This window comes from Amycolatopsis sp. NPDC114504 (assembly GCF_055633595.1).
The window spans coordinates 769,486-783,726 of the sequence record NZ_JBVKDU010000001.1 but is presented as its reverse complement, the minus strand read 5'-3'; the positions used below and the strand labels follow the sequence as shown (position 1 = coordinate 783,726).

The following is a 14,241-nucleotide window of genomic DNA, read 5'->3' as shown; positions in this document are numbered from 1 at the left end:
TAATATCAGCATGCCTTCTCTTCTGGACCGGATCATGGACGCGCACCGCGGCATCCGCCCCGACGTGCCGGTGAGCACCCTCGAACGCGGCAGGCTGCTGTCGGACGAACTGGGCTGCGACGTCTGGCTGAAGACCGAGCACCTGATGCCGACCGGCTCGTTCAAGGTGCGCGGCTCGGCGAACAAGATCCGCGTGCTCGGGGAGGCGGCGAAGCGCACCGGGGTGATCACGGCGTCGACGGGCAACCACGGCCAGGGCGTCGCGCGGGCCGGGAAGCTGGCCGGCGTGGCGGTGACGGTCTACGTGGGACAGACGACCACCCGGGCGAAGATGGCCGCGATCGAGGCACTGGGCGCGGAGCTGGTGGTGGTCCCCGGCGGCGCGCTGGACGCCGAGGTGGAGGCGCGCCGGCAGGCCGAGCGGCGGGGGAAGCCGTACGTGGCGCCGTACAACGACCTCGACACGGTGGCGGGCCAGGGCACGCTGGGAGTCGAGCTGGCGGAGCAGGCCCCGGACCTGGACGCGGTGTTCGTCTGCGTCGGCGGCGGCGGGCTGATCGGTGGCGTGGGGACGGCGTTGAAGGCGCTGAGCCCCCACACGCGAGTGGTCGGCGTCTGGCCCGAGGCGTCGACGTGCCTGCTGGATTCGCTGAAGGCGGGCCGGATCGTGGAGACACCGGAGTTCCCGACGCTGTCGGACGGTTCGACCGGCGCGGTGGAGCCGGGATCGGCGACGTTCCCGATCTGCCAGGACGTGATCGACGAGACCCTGACGGTGTCCGAGGACGAGATCGCTCGCGCGATGCGCCGGATCGCCGAGGGGGAGCGCTGGATGATCGAGGGCGCGGCGGGGGTGGCGGTCGCGGGTCTGGTGCGGAGCGCGGAGCGGTACCGCGGGAAGAAGGTGGCGGTGGTGCTGTGCGGCCGGAATGTCACTTTGGCGACATTTCTCGACGCGATGGCTCGCGCGGAGAGCTGAGCCCACCATGGGAACTCCGGAACCGCTCTCGCTGGCCGGCCGCGTCAACCACCAGTGGAGCAGGCTGAGCGAGACCGAACAGGTCGTCGCGCGCTACCTCGTCACCGCGCCGCCGCGGCGGATCGTGTTCGCGACGGCGGACGAGCTCGGCCGCCGGACCGGCACCAGCGACGCGGCCGTGGTCGGTACCGCGCGCCGGCTCGGGTACCCGGGCCTGACGGCGCTCAAGGCCTCGCTCGGGCCGGCGGCGGCCGCGCCGCAGCTCGGTTTGCGGCTGCAGCTGGCCCAGGACCTGCCGAGCGCGTCCGCGCACGTGGTGCGGGACGCGCTGGGCCGGATCGGCGCGTTCGGCCGCGGCCTCGACCCCGCGGAGCTGGCCGAGGCGCTGCGGCTCGTCGGCTCGGCGTCGCGGGTGTTCTGCTACGGCTGGGGCGTCAACGAACTGAGCGCGCGCTACCTGGCGCTCAAGCTCGGCCGCGCCGGCAAGCCCGCCGACGCTTCCGGGGCCACCGGCGTGGCCTTCGCGGACGACCTGGCCGACCTCGCGCCGGGGCACGTCGTCGTGGCGTTCGCGCCGGGACGGCTGCTGCCCGAGCTGGAAGTGCTCGCCGCGCAAGCGAAGAAGGCCGGCGCCCGGCTGATCCTGGTCACCGAACACCTCGCCGGCGAGCTCCCGGCTGACGTCGTCCTGCGCGACCCGGGTTCGCCGGGCAGCCTCACCGCCGAACCGCTGTGCTCGATGCTCGTCGCCGACCTGCTCGTGCTCGGCACCCTCGGCGACGGCGGCACCTACGCCCTGTTGACGAAACTGCGTGAGGACCTTCAATGACGTTGTCCACTGTGGACCTCGGCCGGATCCGCGAGGTCGCTTCCCGTGACCTCGTGTTCGCGGCGGTCCGCGACGCGCTGATCGCGCACGCCGAGGGCCGTACGCAGCTCCCACCGCCGATCGCCATGGTGTTCCCGTCGGTGGACGGCGACTGCCACGTGAAGGCCGGGCACGTGACCGGCTCGCCGTACTTCGCGGTGAAGGTGGCCGCGGGTTTCTACCGCAACGCCGAGCGTGGCCTGCCCAGCAACAACGGCCTGATCCTGGTGCTGGAAGCGGAAACCGGCGTCCCGGCGGCGGTCCTGGCCGACGAAGGCTGGCTGACGGCGTGGCGCACGGCCGCGGCGGGCGCCCTCGTGACGCACGCGCTGACGCCGCCGGACGTCGACGAGGTGGGCGTCCTCGGCACGGGCCTGCAGGCCCGCTTGCAGGTGGAGTGGCTGCACGCGCTGCGGCCGCTGGCCCGGGTCCGGGTGTGGGGCCGCCGGCCCGAGGCGGTCCGGGAGCTGTGCGCGGAGCTGGACCTGGACGCCCGCCCGGCGACGGTCGAGGAGGCGGCGGGTTCGCCGTGCGTCATCACGGCGACGCCCGCCACGAGCCCGCTCGCTCCGGCATCGGCGTTCGCGGGGGCCTTGCACGTCACCGGGATCGGCACGGACCTGCCGGGCAAGGGGGAGCTGCCGCCGGAGCTGTTCGCCGGGGCCGGCCTGGTGGTGACCGACGATCACGCGCAGTGCCTCGACCACGGCGACTTCGGCAACGCGGTCCGGGCCGGGACGATCGGGTCCGAAGTGGACATCGCCGCGGGCGCCGTCCTGCGCGACGGCATCGTGCGGTCGGGGCTGAGCATCGCCGACCTGACCGGGGTGGGGGTCGCGGACGCCGCGGTCGCCTCGGCGGTGTTCACTTCGCTTCGCGCGTAATGGAAAGCCTCGCCGGGGCGGTGGTGGCAAGCCGCCCCGGCGAGGCCGGTCTGAAGGGGACTCAGGAAACGCTCTCAAGCTCGGGTGCCGGTGAGTCCACCGCAACCACCCGGGCCCGGCGGCGGCGTCGTCGCGGCGGCCGGTCCATCAGCTCCGCGATCCGGGACAGCCCGAAGTTGATCACGATGTAGAACGCCGCCGTCAACGCGTACGCCTGGATGAAGTTCGCGTTGTACTCACCCAGGACCTGCCCGTTGCGCAGCAGCTCGGGGTAGCTCACGACGTACCCGAGGCTCGACTCCTTGAGCGTCCGGATCACCTGCGTCACCAGCGCCGGCCGCAGGGCGCGGAACACCTGGGGGAGCACCACCAGGCGCAGCGCCTGACCGCGGCGGAGGCCGATCGCCGCCGCCGCGTCGAACTGGCCGCGGTCCAGGGAGTTCACGCCCGCGCGGACGATCTCCGCGAACACCGAGCCCGCGTGCAGCACGATCGGGATCGACAGCACCCAGAACGGCGGCAGGTTCCAGCCGAACGCCGGCAGGCCGATCAGGAAGAAGTACACCAGCAGGATCAGCGGGATCGCCCGGAACAGCTCGATCGCCGCCGCGGCCGGGACCGACAGCCAGCGGCGCGGCGAAAGCCGGCCGAGGCCGAAGACCGTGCCGAACACCAGGGACATCGCCGCGCAGGCCAGGCCGATCCGCAGGGTCATGCCCAGGCCGTCGAGCAGGTAGCGGATGTTGGGCCACGACGCCAGCGGCGCCCACAGCCGGCCGTCGAGCTGGCCGACGTGCCGCAGCTGCAGGAAAACTCCGACGAGCGCGCCCAGCACGACGACGACCGCGACGATCGTCGCGATCCGCAGTCGCTTCTTCCCGCGCGGGCCGAGCTCGTCGAACAACACCGTGGTCTTCATCGGCGGATCCGGACCTTCCGTTCGACGACCCCGGTCAGCTGGCCCGCGGTGAGCGTGATCAGCAGGTAGCCGATCGCCGCCGCGACGAAGCTCGGGATGGGCTGCGCGTGGTCGAGGTTGAACTGCCGCGCGGAGCCGGTGAGCTCCTGCACGCCGACGGCCGCGCCGAGCGCCGACGCGAGGCAGACGTTGATGAAGATGGAGCCCAGCGGCTGGGCCATGGACCGGAACGCCTGCGGCAGCACGACCTGCCGCAGGACGCCGGCGAAGGTCAGCCCGAGCGCGCGGGCCGCCTCGATCTGCCCGGTGGGGACGGCCGCGACCCCCGAGCGGACCGTCTCGCAGACGTACGCGCCGAAGTACAGCCCCAGGCCGAGGACGACCGAACCGAACAACGGCACGGTCGCCCCGACGTAGGGCAGCCCGAACACCACCATGACCAGGACGAGCAGCAACGGCGAGTTGCGCAGGCACTGGACGTAGAACCCGGCCACCGCCCGCAGCGGGCCGATCGGGCCGACCCGGCAGACGCCGAGCACGGTGCCGATCAGCACCGCCAGCGGGAAGGCGAGCACGGCGATCTCGAGGGTCACCAGCAGACCGGTGAGCAGCTCACCGATGTGATCGAACAGGACGGACATGGTGGTGGCCTCTCAGGAACCGGGCACGGAGCCGATCTGCGGCGGCTGCGGCGCGGGGGTCTTGATGAGCTTGCCGACCGTGGCCTGCCAGAGCTTCGTCCACGTCCCGTCGGCCTCGATCGCCTTCAGGAAGCCGTTGACGACGTCCTTGAACGCCGGGTCGTCCTTCGGGAGGCCGATGCCGAACGGGTTCGACCCGAACGTCGCGTCGAGCAGCTTGACGTCGCTCTTCGTGGCGACCACGCCGTACAGCGACGCGTTGTTGAGCGTCATCGCTTCGGCGCGGCCCTGCTCGACGGCGGCCACGCACTGCGCGGCGGTGTCGAACAGGACCGGCTGCGCGGTCGGCACGGCCTTCAGGAGCGCGTCCTTCGCGGCACCGGACTCGGTGGCCACCTTCTTGCCGGCGAGGTCGCTCGCCTGCTTGGTGGTCGTGTCCGACGTCTTCACGACGATGCCGCTGGCCGCCATGTAGTACGGCCCGGCGAAGTCGACGAGCTTCGCGCGGTCTTCGGTGATCGTGTAGGTCTGGATCGCCGTGTCGATGGTGTGGTTGCCCAGCAACGCTTCCCGCGTGTCCGAGCCGCCGCTCTGCAGCTTGGCGTTCGGCTTGCCGAGCAGGTACTTCGCGAGCAGCTGGGCGATCCCGGCGTCGAAGCCGGACAGCTTGCCGGACGCGGGGTCGAGCTGGGAGAAGCCGATCGTGTTGCGGCTGCCCGCGAACGACAGCTCGCCCTTCTGGCGGATCTTGTCCAGCATCGGCGTGCTGGGCAGGTTCTGCCCGACCGGGCCCGCGTCCACCACGGACGTCTGGTCGATCTGGCCCGCGATCTCCGCGCCGGCCGGCTTGGCGGCGGCGCCGGGCGCCTGGTTGGGGGCGCTGCCGCACGCGGTGAGCGTGGCCAGCAGGGCGGTGGTGACCACCGCAGTGGTGCGGATTCTCATGATGGCTCCCGGATTCGTGGCGGTCAGTGCTGGAGGACCTTGGACAGGAAGTCCCGCGCCCGGGCGGTGCCGGTGCGGTCGAAGAACTCTTCGGGCGTGCCCTGCTCGGCGATCCGGCCGTCGCTCATGAACACGACGCGGTTGGCGGCCTTGCGGGCGAAGCCCATTTCGTGGGTGACGACGACCATCGTGGTGCCGTCGGCGGCGAGCGCGGTCATCACGTCGAGGACCTCGTGCACCATTTCCGGGTCGAGCGCGCTGGTCGGCTCGTCGAACAGCACGAGCTTGGGGCTCATCGCCAGCGCGCGGGCGATCGCGACGCGCTGCTGCTGCCCGCCGGAGAGCTCGGCGGGCCGCTTCTCCGCCTGGTCGCCGACGCCGACGCGGTCGAGCAGCCGCCGCGCTTCGGTTTCGGCGTCGCGTTTGGACAGCCCGCGGACCTGGATCGGGCCGAGGGTGACGTTGTCGAGGATCGTGCGGTGGGCGAAGAGGTTGAACGACTGGAAGACCATCCCCACGTCGGCCCGCAGCTGCGCGAGCCGGCGGCCTTCGGCGGGCAGGGGTTCGCCGTCGAGGGTGATGGTCCCCGAGTTGATCTGTTCGAGGCGGTTCACGCACCGGCAGAGGGTCGACTTCCCCGAGCCGGACGGCCCGACGACGACGACCACTTCACCGTGGTGGATGTCGAGATCGACGTCGTGCAGGACTTCGATGTCACCGAAGCTCTTGCACAGACCGCGGATGCTCACCAGCGGGGTCATCGGCTTCCTCCGGGTTTTTGGAAGCGTTCGCTACAGTTCACAAGTTGTTGTAGCATCAGCTACCGATAAGATAGACGGTGCTACCGAGATGTCAACACCTGTCGTAGTCGCTACACCCGCCGCCACACCCGAGGAGCAGTCAATGTCGAGTCCGCGCCCGAGCGCCGACGCGCGCGTCCTGGATCCGGTCGAGTACTACCACTCGGGCCCGACCGCCTTCTTCGCTTCGCAGCGGGACCAGCGCTTCTCCTACTGCCTCTACGTTCCCGGCGTGCACCGCACGGCGACGAAGCCGCTCCCGCTGACCGTCGTCGTCCACGGGACGCAGCGGATGGCCGAGCGCTACCGCGACGCCTACCGCGGCTTCGCCGAGGAGAACGAGACGGTGGTGCTCGCCCCGCTCTTCCCGGCCGGCATCGGCGAACCGGGCGACCTGCACGGCTTCAAGCGGCTGAGCTTCCGCGGCGTCCGGTTCGACCAGGTCCTGCTCGACATCGTCGAGGAGGTGGCGCGGCGCTACCGGGTCGACGCGACGCGGTTCGCGCTCCACGGCTTCTCCGGCGGCGGCCAGTTCGTCCACCGCTTCGCCTACCTGCACGCGTCGCGGCTGTCCGCGCTGTCGGTCGGGGCGCCGGGCCGGGTGACCCGGATCGACCCGGAGGTGCCGTGGTGGCCGGGTACGGCCGACCTGCGCGAGCGGTTCGGCACCGACCTGGACCTCGACGCGCTGCGGGCGGTGCCCGTGCAGATGATCGTCGGCGCCGAGGACACCGAGACGTGGGAGATCGCCGAGCCGGGCGTCGACGCCGGCGGCGAGACCCGCGTCGAACGGCTCACCGCCCTGCGCGACAACTGGGCGGCGCACGGCGTCGACGTGCGCCTGGACGTCGTGCCGGAGCTCGCGCACCGGGGCCTGCTGCTGCAGCCGGTCGTCCAGGAGTTCTTCGCCGGCGTGCTCGCCGGGCGGTGACCACTACGATGCGGCGGTGCCGAGGGGAGACCAGATGAGCGAGCCGGCCGGCGAAGACCTGTCGCTGAGCGCCCGGATCAACCGCAACCTGGCCGGGATGTCCCGGGCGGAGCGGATCGTGGCCGAGTACCTGCGCGACCACGCCCGGCACGCGATCTTCGCGACCGCCGAGCAGATCGGCAGCGCGACCAAGACCAGTGACGCGACCGTCGTCCGCACCGCGAAGTCGCTCGGCTTCAGCGGCCTGCTCGACCTGCGGCGCACCCTGGCCGCGGAGGTCGTGGTCGAAACCAGCCCGGTGCGGCAGTTCCACAACGAGCGGGAGAACGGCGGCTCGGCGGTCGCGCGGGTGTTCACCGAGGCGGCCGAACGGCTCGCGGCGACCTGGCGGCTGGTCGAGGAGGACGACTTCGCGGCCGCGGTCGGCTTGCTCGACGAAGCGCGCGAGGTGCTCGCCTTCGGGCTCGGCGGGTCCGGGCTGCTCGCCCGCTACCTCGCCCTGCGGCTGACGCGCATGGGCCGGCGCGCCCGCGCGAGCTGGGCCACCGGGTTCCAGCTCGCCGACGACCTGCTGGGCCTGCGCGCCGACGACGTCGTCGTGCTCTACACCCCGGCCCGGCTGCTGGCCGAGATCGAGGTCGTGCTCGACCACGCGCACGCCGTGGGCGCCCGGGTGCTGCTCGTTTCCAGCTCGCTGGGGGCGCAGTTCGCCGACCGCGTGGACGTCACGCTCGCCGCGCCGCAGTCGACGAGCAACTTCACCGGCGAGATGCTCAGTGCCGAGGTGCTGACCGACGCTTTGCTGCTGCAGCTGGGGTCCGGCGACGAGACGCGGGCGACGCGAGCCTCGGAGCTGCTGACGTCGCTGCGTTCGGAGCTGGTCCAGGGCGACGAGCGTTCGGCCATCCCGAAGCGGCGGCGCAAGAAGCGGGCCTGACGCCGGTTTCCGCACACCGCCGGGCGACCGCCCGGCGGTGCCGCCGGCGCGCGCTCGATCCACAGTGGACGAACGATGATCGTTGCCCGTCAACGATGTAGTGAATACTTCGTACTTCCAATTATCGAAGTTTCAGCTACGATCGGATCACCCCAGCCCCCGCCGAGGAGATCGCCGTGATGTCGTTCCTGCTCGCGCAAGTTCCGGCCGCCGTCGCCAACCCCACGCCCGCGCTGTGGCGGATCGTCACGAAGATGGCCTACTTCGCCGGCCTCATCGGGACGATCGGCGCCACGATGCTCCATCTGATCGTGCTGCGGCCCGTCCTCAAGCGACCGTCCGTCGACGAGGCCGACCGCACGGTGCTGCACCGCCGGACGAGCCTGCTGCTCGCGGTCGCCGGTTCCTGGTTCCTCGTCGCGCTGTATTTCCAGATCGCGGGCAAGGCCGCCCGCGTCAAGGGTGTCGAGATCCCCTACGGCCGGGCCTTGCAGCCGGGCAGCATCTGGAAGTACGTCACCGTGCCCGCCAAGAAGGGGGAGTGGCTCTCGACCGGGGCGCAGACGCTCACCCAGTACCTGCTCTGGGCGGCGTCGGCGCTCGTGCTGATGCTCCTGTGGTCGCCGCGGGTGCGGGCGCACCTGACCGGCGTCGCCTTGACCTCACTGGTCCTCAACTTCGTCGCCTACCAGGTCACCCTGCTGCCGACCGACTTCTCGAAGGAGACGGCCGACACCCTCGTCGACGGCCTGCTGGACCACACGCACGTCTCCGCCGTCTCCACGTGGGTCGGCGGGATCGCCGCCCTCGTCGTGCTCGCGACGGCCCGCCGCCGGCTCACCCCGCGCGCCGGGGCCACGTGGGCGCAGATCTGGACGCGGTTCAGCACCGTCGCCCTGTGCGCCGTCGGCTGCCTGCTGATCAGCGGCCTGTACCTGGCCTGGAGCCTCGTCGGCAGCCCCGGCGAGCTGTTCACCACCAGCTTCGGCCGGTTCCTGCTGGTCAAGGTCTGCCTGGTGGCGACCATGATCGCCGTCGGCGGGCTGAACGAGTTCGTGCTGATGCCCCGGATCGCCCGGGCACGCGCGGCCGGGGACGACGGTTCGGTGTTCCGGCTCGCCCTGCGCGTGTTCCCCGGCCTGGTCGCCGTCGAGGTGGTCCTCGCGGTCGGGGTGCTCTTCGTCCTGTCGTTCCTGACCGGTTCGGCCCGCGTCGAGGCCGGCGAGCCCGACCCGACGCTCAGCGGCGGCATCATCGGGATCGGCGTCCTGCTGGCCGTGCTGCTCGCGGTCTCCTTCGTCACCACGGCGAAGGTGAGCGCACGGCTGTCCCGGCCCGCCGCCCCGGCGCCCGCCGCCGAAGCGGTTCCCGAGTACTCGAACCCCTCGTCCTAGGAGGACACCTCTCCATGACCGGCACGACCGACCTCGCCTCCGAGCGCGCCCACTTCGTCGGGGGCACGCCCTTCTTCGCCTCGCAGCACGACCAGCGCTTGTTCTACGCGCTGTACGTGCCCAAGGACCACACACCGGAGGCCGATCCGCTGCCGCTCGTGGTCATCCAGCACGGCACCGGGCGGTCGGCCGAGCTCTACCGCGACCGCTGGAAGAAGTTCGCGATCGAGCACCGGTGCGTGATCCTCACGCCCCTGTTCCCGGCGGGCCTGATCGACAAGGGCGAGCTGCACAGCTTCAAGTTCCTGGAGTACCAGGGGATCCGCTTCGACGAGGAGCTGCTGCACATCGTCGACGAGGCCGCCGCCACGTTCAACGCGCGCGGCGACCGGTTCTACCTCCACGGTTTCTCCGGCGGCGGCCAGTTCGCGCACCGCTTCTTCTACGCGCACCCGGACCGCCTCGCCGGCGTGTCGATCGGCGCGCCGGGCCGGATCACCCAGCTCGACGACAGCCTGCCCTGGTGGCTGGGCACCGGCGGCTTCGAAGAGCGCTTCGGCATCCGCATCGACCTCGACGCGCTGCGCCGGGTGCCGGTGCAGCTGGTCGTCGGCGCCGAAGACGTCGAGACCTGGGAGATCATGAACCCCGGCGGCCCCAACTGGATGGACGGCGTCGAGGCGACCGGCGACACCCGGGTCGCGCGGCTGGAGACCCTGCGCGACAACTTCGTCTCGCAGGACATCCCCGTCCGCTTCGACGTCGTTCCCGGCGTCGCGCACCGCGGCACCGGCGTCGTGCCGGTGGTGCAGGACTTCCTCGGCGGCCTGCTGGCCGAAGCCCGGAGCACACGGTGACCGGAACCGTCGGCTCCCTTTTGGACACCCTCGCCGCGCGCGGCATGCGGGTGCACTCCCTGCTGGTGCACCGGCACGGCGAGCTGGTGCACGACCTGTGGCAGTGGCCGCACGAGCCGTCGCTGCGGCACAAGCTGCACTCGGCCACCAAGAGCTTCACGGCCACCGCCGTCGGGTTCGCCGAGGCCGAAGGACTGCTCGAGCTCGAGGACCCGGTCGCGGACTTCTTCCCCGGCAGCGACCTCGACACCAGGATGCGTGTGCGCGACCTGCTGACCATGCGGACCGGGCACGCGCGCGGGCTGTCCGGCGCGACGACCCGGCTGCGCAAGACCGGCTGGGCCGGCGAGTTCCTCGAAGAACCCGTCGTCGACCGGCCCGGGCGCGGGTTCCGCTACAGCAGCACGACGAGCCACGTCCTGTCGGCGATCGTGCAGGAGGTCGCGGGCGAACCGATCGACGAGTACCTGCGGCCTCGGCTGTTCGAGCCCCTGGGCATCACGGACTCCACGTGGGAACGAGACCCGGCCGGCGTCTCCAGCGGGGGCAACGGGCTGTCGCTGCGGCCGCGAGATCTGCTGTCTTTCGGCGTCCTCTACCTGCAGGACGGCGTCTGGGACGGACGTCGCGTGCTGCCCGCCGGGTGGGTGCGCAAGGCGTCGGGCCTGCACGTCCGGAAGGCGGTCAGCGGGGAGTGGAACGGCACCGAGCTGGTCCCGCCCGGCCCGGACGCCGTCGCCGACTCCGGGTACGGCTACCAGTTCTGGGTCAGCGAGAACGGCGTCTACTCCGCGTCCGGCCTGTTCGGGCAGGAGTGCATGGTGTTCCCGGAGCACGACGGGGTCGTCGTGGTCACCGGCGCGATGCCGGACCCGACGTACCACGATCTGCCGGGCCTGCTGCGCGAAGCCTTCCGCCAGGCGTTCGCCGCCGACGAGGTCGAATCCCTCTCGCACTGGGTCTCACGGGCCCGCGAACCGGAACCACTCGAGTCCGCTGTGGACAGTCCGCGGTCGCCGCGGGCGTACGACTTCGAGCCCAACGACCAAGGCGTCGGCTCGCTGTCGGTCGAGGTCGGCGACGGCGTCGTGCGCCTCGGGATCGAAGACGACCGGGGAACGCACAAGATCGAGCACGGCCTGGGGGAGTGGGTGCGGCAGAGCACGGGCGTGAGCGTCTGGCGGCTGCACCACTCCTACCAGGAGGACGCGGCGCCCGTCCTGGCCGGCGCGCGGTGGGCCGAGGCGGACGTGCTGGAGCTGACCTGGCACTTCCTCGAGGGCCCGTTCATCGACCGGCTGACGCTGCGGTTCGAGGGCGACGACGTCGTCCTGGAGCGCCGGGTGAACTGCAACTCGGGCCCGACGGTGCTGCCGCCCGCGAGGGGGACCGCCCGTGCTTGACGCCGTCCTCGACCGGGCGTGGGAAGTCGTGTCCCGGCACCTGCCGCCGACGCCGCTGATCCCGTACCCGCGGGCGGGGCTCGACGTGCCGGTGTACCTGAAGTACGAGGGCGCCCAGCCGATCGGTGCCTTCAAGATCAGGGGCGCGCTGGCGGCTCTCACGGCGTACGCGGGCCAGCCGGTCGTGACGGCGTCGGCGGGCAACCACGCGCTCGGGATCGCCTACGCTGCGCGACTGCTGTCGGGCGAGGCGACCGTGGTGGTGCCGAAGACGGCGGCCGCGGTGAAGGTCGAGGCGCTGCGGCGGTACCCGATCGACCTCGTCCTGGCGGGCGACGACTTCGACGGCGCCGAGCGGCACGCGCTCGGGCTGCCCGGGCAGTACGTCTCCGCGTACGATGACCCGCACGTCATCGCGGGGCAGAGCACCCTCCTCACGGAGGTGGCTCGCGTGCTGGACGAAGACTTCACGGTGGTCGTCCCGGCCGGCGCGGGCGGCCTGCTGTCCGGCGTGGCGCTGGGCGCGCGCCGGGCGGCGCGGGACGTCCGCGTCATCGGCGTGGAAGCCGAGGCGTGCCGCGCGCTGTCGACCGCCGTGGCGGCCGGGCGCGTGGTGCCGGTGGAGATGGGGGAGACCATCGCCGACGGGCTGGCCGGCAACCTCGAACCGTCGTCCCGGACGCCGGGCATCGTGCGCGACCGCGGGGTGACCATGGTCGCCGTGGCCGAGTCGTCGATCCGGCGGTCGGTCCGCGAGTTCGTGACGACCGCCGGGCTCGTGGCCGAGGGCGCCTCGGCGACGTCGCTGGCGGCGTTGCGCGACGGGCTCGTGCCGCTCGACCGGCCCGTGGTGCTGGTCGTTTCCGGCCGCAACATCGACCTGGGCCTGCTGACCACCATCCTGGGAGAGCGATGATCACGACGACCGACTACCACACCGCCGGCGAGCCCTTCCGGATCGTCACGGCGGGCGTACCGGAGATCCCCGGCGCGACCGTGCTCGAACGCCGGGCCGCCGCGCAGACGTCGGCGGAGATCGACGCCGTCCGGCAGCTGCTGGTGCGGGAGCCGCGCGGGCACGCGGACATGTACGGCTGCTTCCTCGTCCCGCCCGACGACGACGGCGCCGAGTTCGGCGTCCTGTTCTGGCACAAGGACGGCTACTCGACGGCGTGCGGCCACGGCACGATCGCGCTGGGCGCGTGGGCGGTCCGCACGGGCCGGGTCCCGGCTTCGCGCGACGGCGTCACCGAAGTGGTGATGGACGTCCCGTCCGGCCGGGTCACGGCGGCGGTGACGTGCGTCGCCGGTGTCGTGCGGGAAGTGGCGTTCCGGAACGTGGACGCGTACGTGATCGGCCGGGACGTCCCCGCGGGCCCGGCCCGCGCCGACATCAGCTACGGCGGGGCGATCTACGCGTCGGTACCGGCTTCTTCGGTGGGGCTGACGGTTTCGCCGTCTTGTCACACGGAGCTGATCGCCGCCGGACGCGAGATCAAGGGCGCGTTGAACGCGACGTCGTGGGCGTCCCACGAGGACAGTCGCTTGAGCGGGATCTACGGCACGATCTTCTACGACGACCTCGGGGACACACCTTCGGGGCCGCACCAGCGCAGCGTGACGATCTTCGCCGACGGCCAGGTCGACCGGTCGCCGTGCGGCTCGGGGACGTCGGCCCGGCTCGCACTGCTGGCGGCGGACGGCCGGCTGCCGTCCGGCGCGGTGCTGACGCACGATTCGATCATCGGGACCCGGTTCACCGGCCGGGTCCTGTCGGGCGGCTCCGCGGTCGCCACCGAGGTGTCGGGAAACGCTTACCTGACGGGCGAGTGCACGTTCAGCCTCGATCCGGACGACGAACTGGGAAGGGGGTTCGTGCTGCGATGAGCACAACCATCGTGGGCGGCGGGAACATGGGCGAGGCCCTGCTGGCGGGACTCGGTCCGGAGGTGACGGTCGTCGAGCAGAACCCGTCGCGGGCCGCGTACTTGAAGTCGCGGTACGACGTTTCGATCGCTTCTCTGGAGTCGGCGGTCGCTTCGGCTTCGACTGTTTTCGTTGTGGTGAAGCCGTATCACTTCGCGGCTTTGCTGGATTCCCTGGCACCGCATGTTCGGCCGGGGCAGCTGATCGTGTCGGCGGTGGGCGGGACGCCGATCGCGCGCATGGAGGCGAGCCTGCCGGACGTGGCGGTGGTGCGCACGATGCCGAACCTCCCGGTCGCGGTGGGCTCGGGCACGATCGCGCTCGCCGGCGGCACGCACGCGGTACCGGCCGACCTCGACCGCGTCCGCACGATGCTGTCCCCGCTGGGCCGGGTGATCGAGGTGGCGGAGAGCCAGCTGGACGCGGTGACGGCGTTGTCGGGTGGCGGCCCGGCGTACTTCGCGCTGATGGCGGAGGCGATGATCGACGCGGGAGTGCTCGCGGGGCTGCCGAGGCCGTTGGCGGAGGAGCTGGTCCTGACGACGGCGGAGGGAACGGGCCGCATGCTGGGAGCCCCGGACGCCGACCCGGCGGGGCTGCGGGCGGCGGTGTGCAGCCCGGGCGGCACGACGATCGCGGCGATGAGGGAGCTGGAGGGGCGTGCTTTGCGCGCGGCGGTGATGGCCGCGGTGGTCGCGGCGCGGGACCGGTCGAGCGAGATGGGCCGCTGACCGGCTCGACCCCGCGCCCCCGCCCT

General features: G+C 71.9%; 15 protein-coding genes. 11 read left to right on the top strand and 4 right to left on the bottom strand.

The features are described 5' to 3' along the window. Positions 1-10 precede the first annotated feature (10 nt). The 3 genes from ACZ7PG_RS03770 to ACZ7PG_RS03760 are packed head-to-tail and all read left to right on the top strand — an operon-like array spanning position 11 to position 2,731. On the top strand, positions 11-979 hold the full coding sequence (locus ACZ7PG_RS03770; protein WP_470237552.1) for a threonine/serine dehydratase: 969 nt from the start codon (positions 11-13) through the stop codon (positions 977-979). A 7-nt stretch (positions 980-986) separates the two neighbouring features. After that, positions 987-1,808: a MurR/RpiR family transcriptional regulator gene (locus ACZ7PG_RS03765; protein ID WP_470237551.1), complete on the top strand. Its 822-nt coding sequence runs from the start codon at positions 987-989 to the stop codon at positions 1,806-1,808. Further along, entirely contained in the window at positions 1,805-2,731 is a 927-nt protein-coding gene (locus ACZ7PG_RS03760; RefSeq protein ID WP_470237550.1) for an ornithine cyclodeaminase family protein, read from the top strand. Before ACZ7PG_RS03765 ends, ACZ7PG_RS03760 begins: the two co-directional genes overlap by 4 nt. A 61-nt stretch (positions 2,732-2,792) precedes the next feature. Here the strand turns inward: ACZ7PG_RS03760 and ACZ7PG_RS03755 are convergent, their stop codons facing one another. The 4 genes from ACZ7PG_RS03755 to ACZ7PG_RS03740 are packed head-to-tail and all read right to left on the bottom strand — an operon-like array spanning position 2,793 to position 5,997. Next, positions 2,793-3,650, bottom strand: a complete 858-nt coding sequence (locus ACZ7PG_RS03755; RefSeq protein WP_470237549.1) for an amino acid ABC transporter permease — start codon at positions 3,648-3,650, stop codon at positions 2,793-2,795. Continuing rightward, positions 3,647-4,291, bottom strand: coding sequence for an amino acid ABC transporter permease (locus ACZ7PG_RS03750; RefSeq protein ID WP_470237548.1), 645 nt, complete (start codon positions 4,289-4,291; stop codon positions 3,647-3,649). The genes ACZ7PG_RS03755 and ACZ7PG_RS03750 overlap by 4 nt, the downstream gene beginning before the upstream one ends. Before the next feature lie 12 nt (positions 4,292-4,303). Further along, a complete protein-coding gene (locus ACZ7PG_RS03745) occupies positions 4,304-5,236 on the bottom strand; it encodes a transporter substrate-binding domain-containing protein (protein WP_470237547.1) in 933 nt (310 codons plus the stop codon). Between the two features lie 23 nt (positions 5,237-5,259). Further along, entirely contained in the window at positions 5,260-5,997 is a 738-nt protein-coding gene (locus tag ACZ7PG_RS03740; RefSeq protein ID WP_470237546.1) for an amino acid ABC transporter ATP-binding protein, read from the bottom strand. A 142-nt stretch (positions 5,998-6,139) separates the two neighbouring features. Here ACZ7PG_RS03740 and ACZ7PG_RS03735 point away from each other — a divergent pair, with 142 nt between their 5' ends. The 8 genes from ACZ7PG_RS03735 to proC all read left to right on the top strand — a co-directional run bounded on the left by ACZ7PG_RS03735 (position 6,140) and on the right by proC (position 14,215). After that, positions 6,140-6,967, top strand: a complete 828-nt coding sequence (locus ACZ7PG_RS03735; RefSeq protein ID WP_470237545.1) for an alpha/beta hydrolase family protein — start codon at positions 6,140-6,142, stop codon at positions 6,965-6,967. A gap of 34 nt (positions 6,968-7,001) precedes the next feature. Continuing rightward, on the top strand, positions 7,002-7,904 hold the full coding sequence (locus tag ACZ7PG_RS03730) for a MurR/RpiR family transcriptional regulator (RefSeq protein ID WP_470237544.1): 903 nt from the start codon (positions 7,002-7,004) through the stop codon (positions 7,902-7,904). A 179-nt stretch (positions 7,905-8,083) separates the two neighbouring features. Then, positions 8,084-9,298, top strand: coding sequence for a copper resistance D family protein (locus ACZ7PG_RS03725; protein ID WP_470238991.1), 1,215 nt, complete (start codon positions 8,084-8,086; stop codon positions 9,296-9,298). 14 nt (positions 9,299-9,312) lie between these two features. Next, positions 9,313-10,155 carry an alpha/beta hydrolase gene (locus ACZ7PG_RS03720; RefSeq protein WP_470237543.1) on the top strand — a complete coding sequence of 281 codons (843 nt, stop codon included), beginning with the start codon at positions 9,313-9,315 and terminating at the stop codon, positions 10,153-10,155. Continuing rightward, entirely contained in the window at positions 10,152-11,558 is a 1,407-nt protein-coding gene (locus ACZ7PG_RS03715; RefSeq protein ID WP_470237542.1) for a serine hydrolase domain-containing protein, read from the top strand. Before ACZ7PG_RS03720 ends, ACZ7PG_RS03715 begins: the two co-directional genes overlap by 4 nt. Beyond that, positions 11,551-12,474 (top strand): threonine ammonia-lyase, encoded by a 924-nt coding sequence (locus ACZ7PG_RS03710; protein ID WP_470237541.1) that lies wholly within the window; start codon positions 11,551-11,553, stop codon positions 12,472-12,474. The genes ACZ7PG_RS03715 and ACZ7PG_RS03710 overlap by 8 nt, the downstream gene beginning before the upstream one ends. Next, the gene (locus ACZ7PG_RS03705; protein WP_470237540.1) at positions 12,471-13,445 is read left to right on the top strand and encodes a proline racemase family protein; all 975 of its coding nucleotides are present in this window, start codon (positions 12,471-12,473) and stop codon (positions 13,443-13,445) included. The genes ACZ7PG_RS03710 and ACZ7PG_RS03705 overlap by 4 nt, the downstream gene beginning before the upstream one ends. Next, a complete protein-coding gene (gene proC / locus ACZ7PG_RS03700) occupies positions 13,442-14,215 on the top strand; it encodes a pyrroline-5-carboxylate reductase (protein WP_470237539.1) in 774 nt (257 codons plus the stop codon). The genes ACZ7PG_RS03705 and proC overlap by 4 nt, the downstream gene beginning before the upstream one ends. The last annotated feature ends 26 nt before the right edge of the window (positions 14,216-14,241 follow it).

What these genes read in the sequence shown, in the direction of transcription:
- ACZ7PG_RS03770 (WP_470237552.1), top strand. Translation starts at nt 11, where the DNA reads ATGCCTTCTCTTCTGGACCGGATCATGGACGCGCACCGCGGCATCCGC.
- ACZ7PG_RS03765 (WP_470237551.1), top strand. Translation starts at nt 987, where the DNA reads ATGGGAACTCCGGAACCGCTCTCGCTGGCCGGCCGCGTCAACCACCAG.
- ACZ7PG_RS03760 (WP_470237550.1), top strand. Translation starts at nt 1,805, where the DNA reads ATGACGTTGTCCACTGTGGACCTCGGCCGGATCCGCGAGGTCGCTTCC.
- ACZ7PG_RS03755 (WP_470237549.1), bottom strand. Translation starts at nt 3,650, where the DNA reads ATGAAGACCACGGTGTTGTTCGACGAGCTCGGCCCGCGCGGGAAGAAG.
- ACZ7PG_RS03750 (WP_470237548.1), bottom strand. Translation starts at nt 4,291, where the DNA reads ATGTCCGTCCTGTTCGATCACATCGGTGAGCTGCTCACCGGTCTGCTG.
- ACZ7PG_RS03745 (WP_470237547.1), bottom strand. Translation starts at nt 5,236, where the DNA reads ATGAGAATCCGCACCACTGCGGTGGTCACCACCGCCCTGCTGGCCACG.
- ACZ7PG_RS03740 (WP_470237546.1), bottom strand. Translation starts at nt 5,997, where the DNA reads ATGACCCCGCTGGTGAGCATCCGCGGTCTGTGCAAGAGCTTCGGTGAC.
- ACZ7PG_RS03735 (WP_470237545.1), top strand. Translation starts at nt 6,140, where the DNA reads ATGTCGAGTCCGCGCCCGAGCGCCGACGCGCGCGTCCTGGATCCGGTC.
- ACZ7PG_RS03730 (WP_470237544.1), top strand. Translation starts at nt 7,002, where the DNA reads ATGAGCGAGCCGGCCGGCGAAGACCTGTCGCTGAGCGCCCGGATCAAC.
- ACZ7PG_RS03725 (WP_470238991.1), top strand. Translation starts at nt 8,084, where the DNA reads ATGTCGTTCCTGCTCGCGCAAGTTCCGGCCGCCGTCGCCAACCCCACG.
- ACZ7PG_RS03720 (WP_470237543.1), top strand. Translation starts at nt 9,313, where the DNA reads ATGACCGGCACGACCGACCTCGCCTCCGAGCGCGCCCACTTCGTCGGG.
- ACZ7PG_RS03705 (WP_470237540.1), top strand. Translation starts at nt 12,471, where the DNA reads ATGATCACGACGACCGACTACCACACCGCCGGCGAGCCCTTCCGGATC.
- proC (WP_470237539.1), top strand. Translation starts at nt 13,442, where the DNA reads ATGAGCACAACCATCGTGGGCGGCGGGAACATGGGCGAGGCCCTGCTG.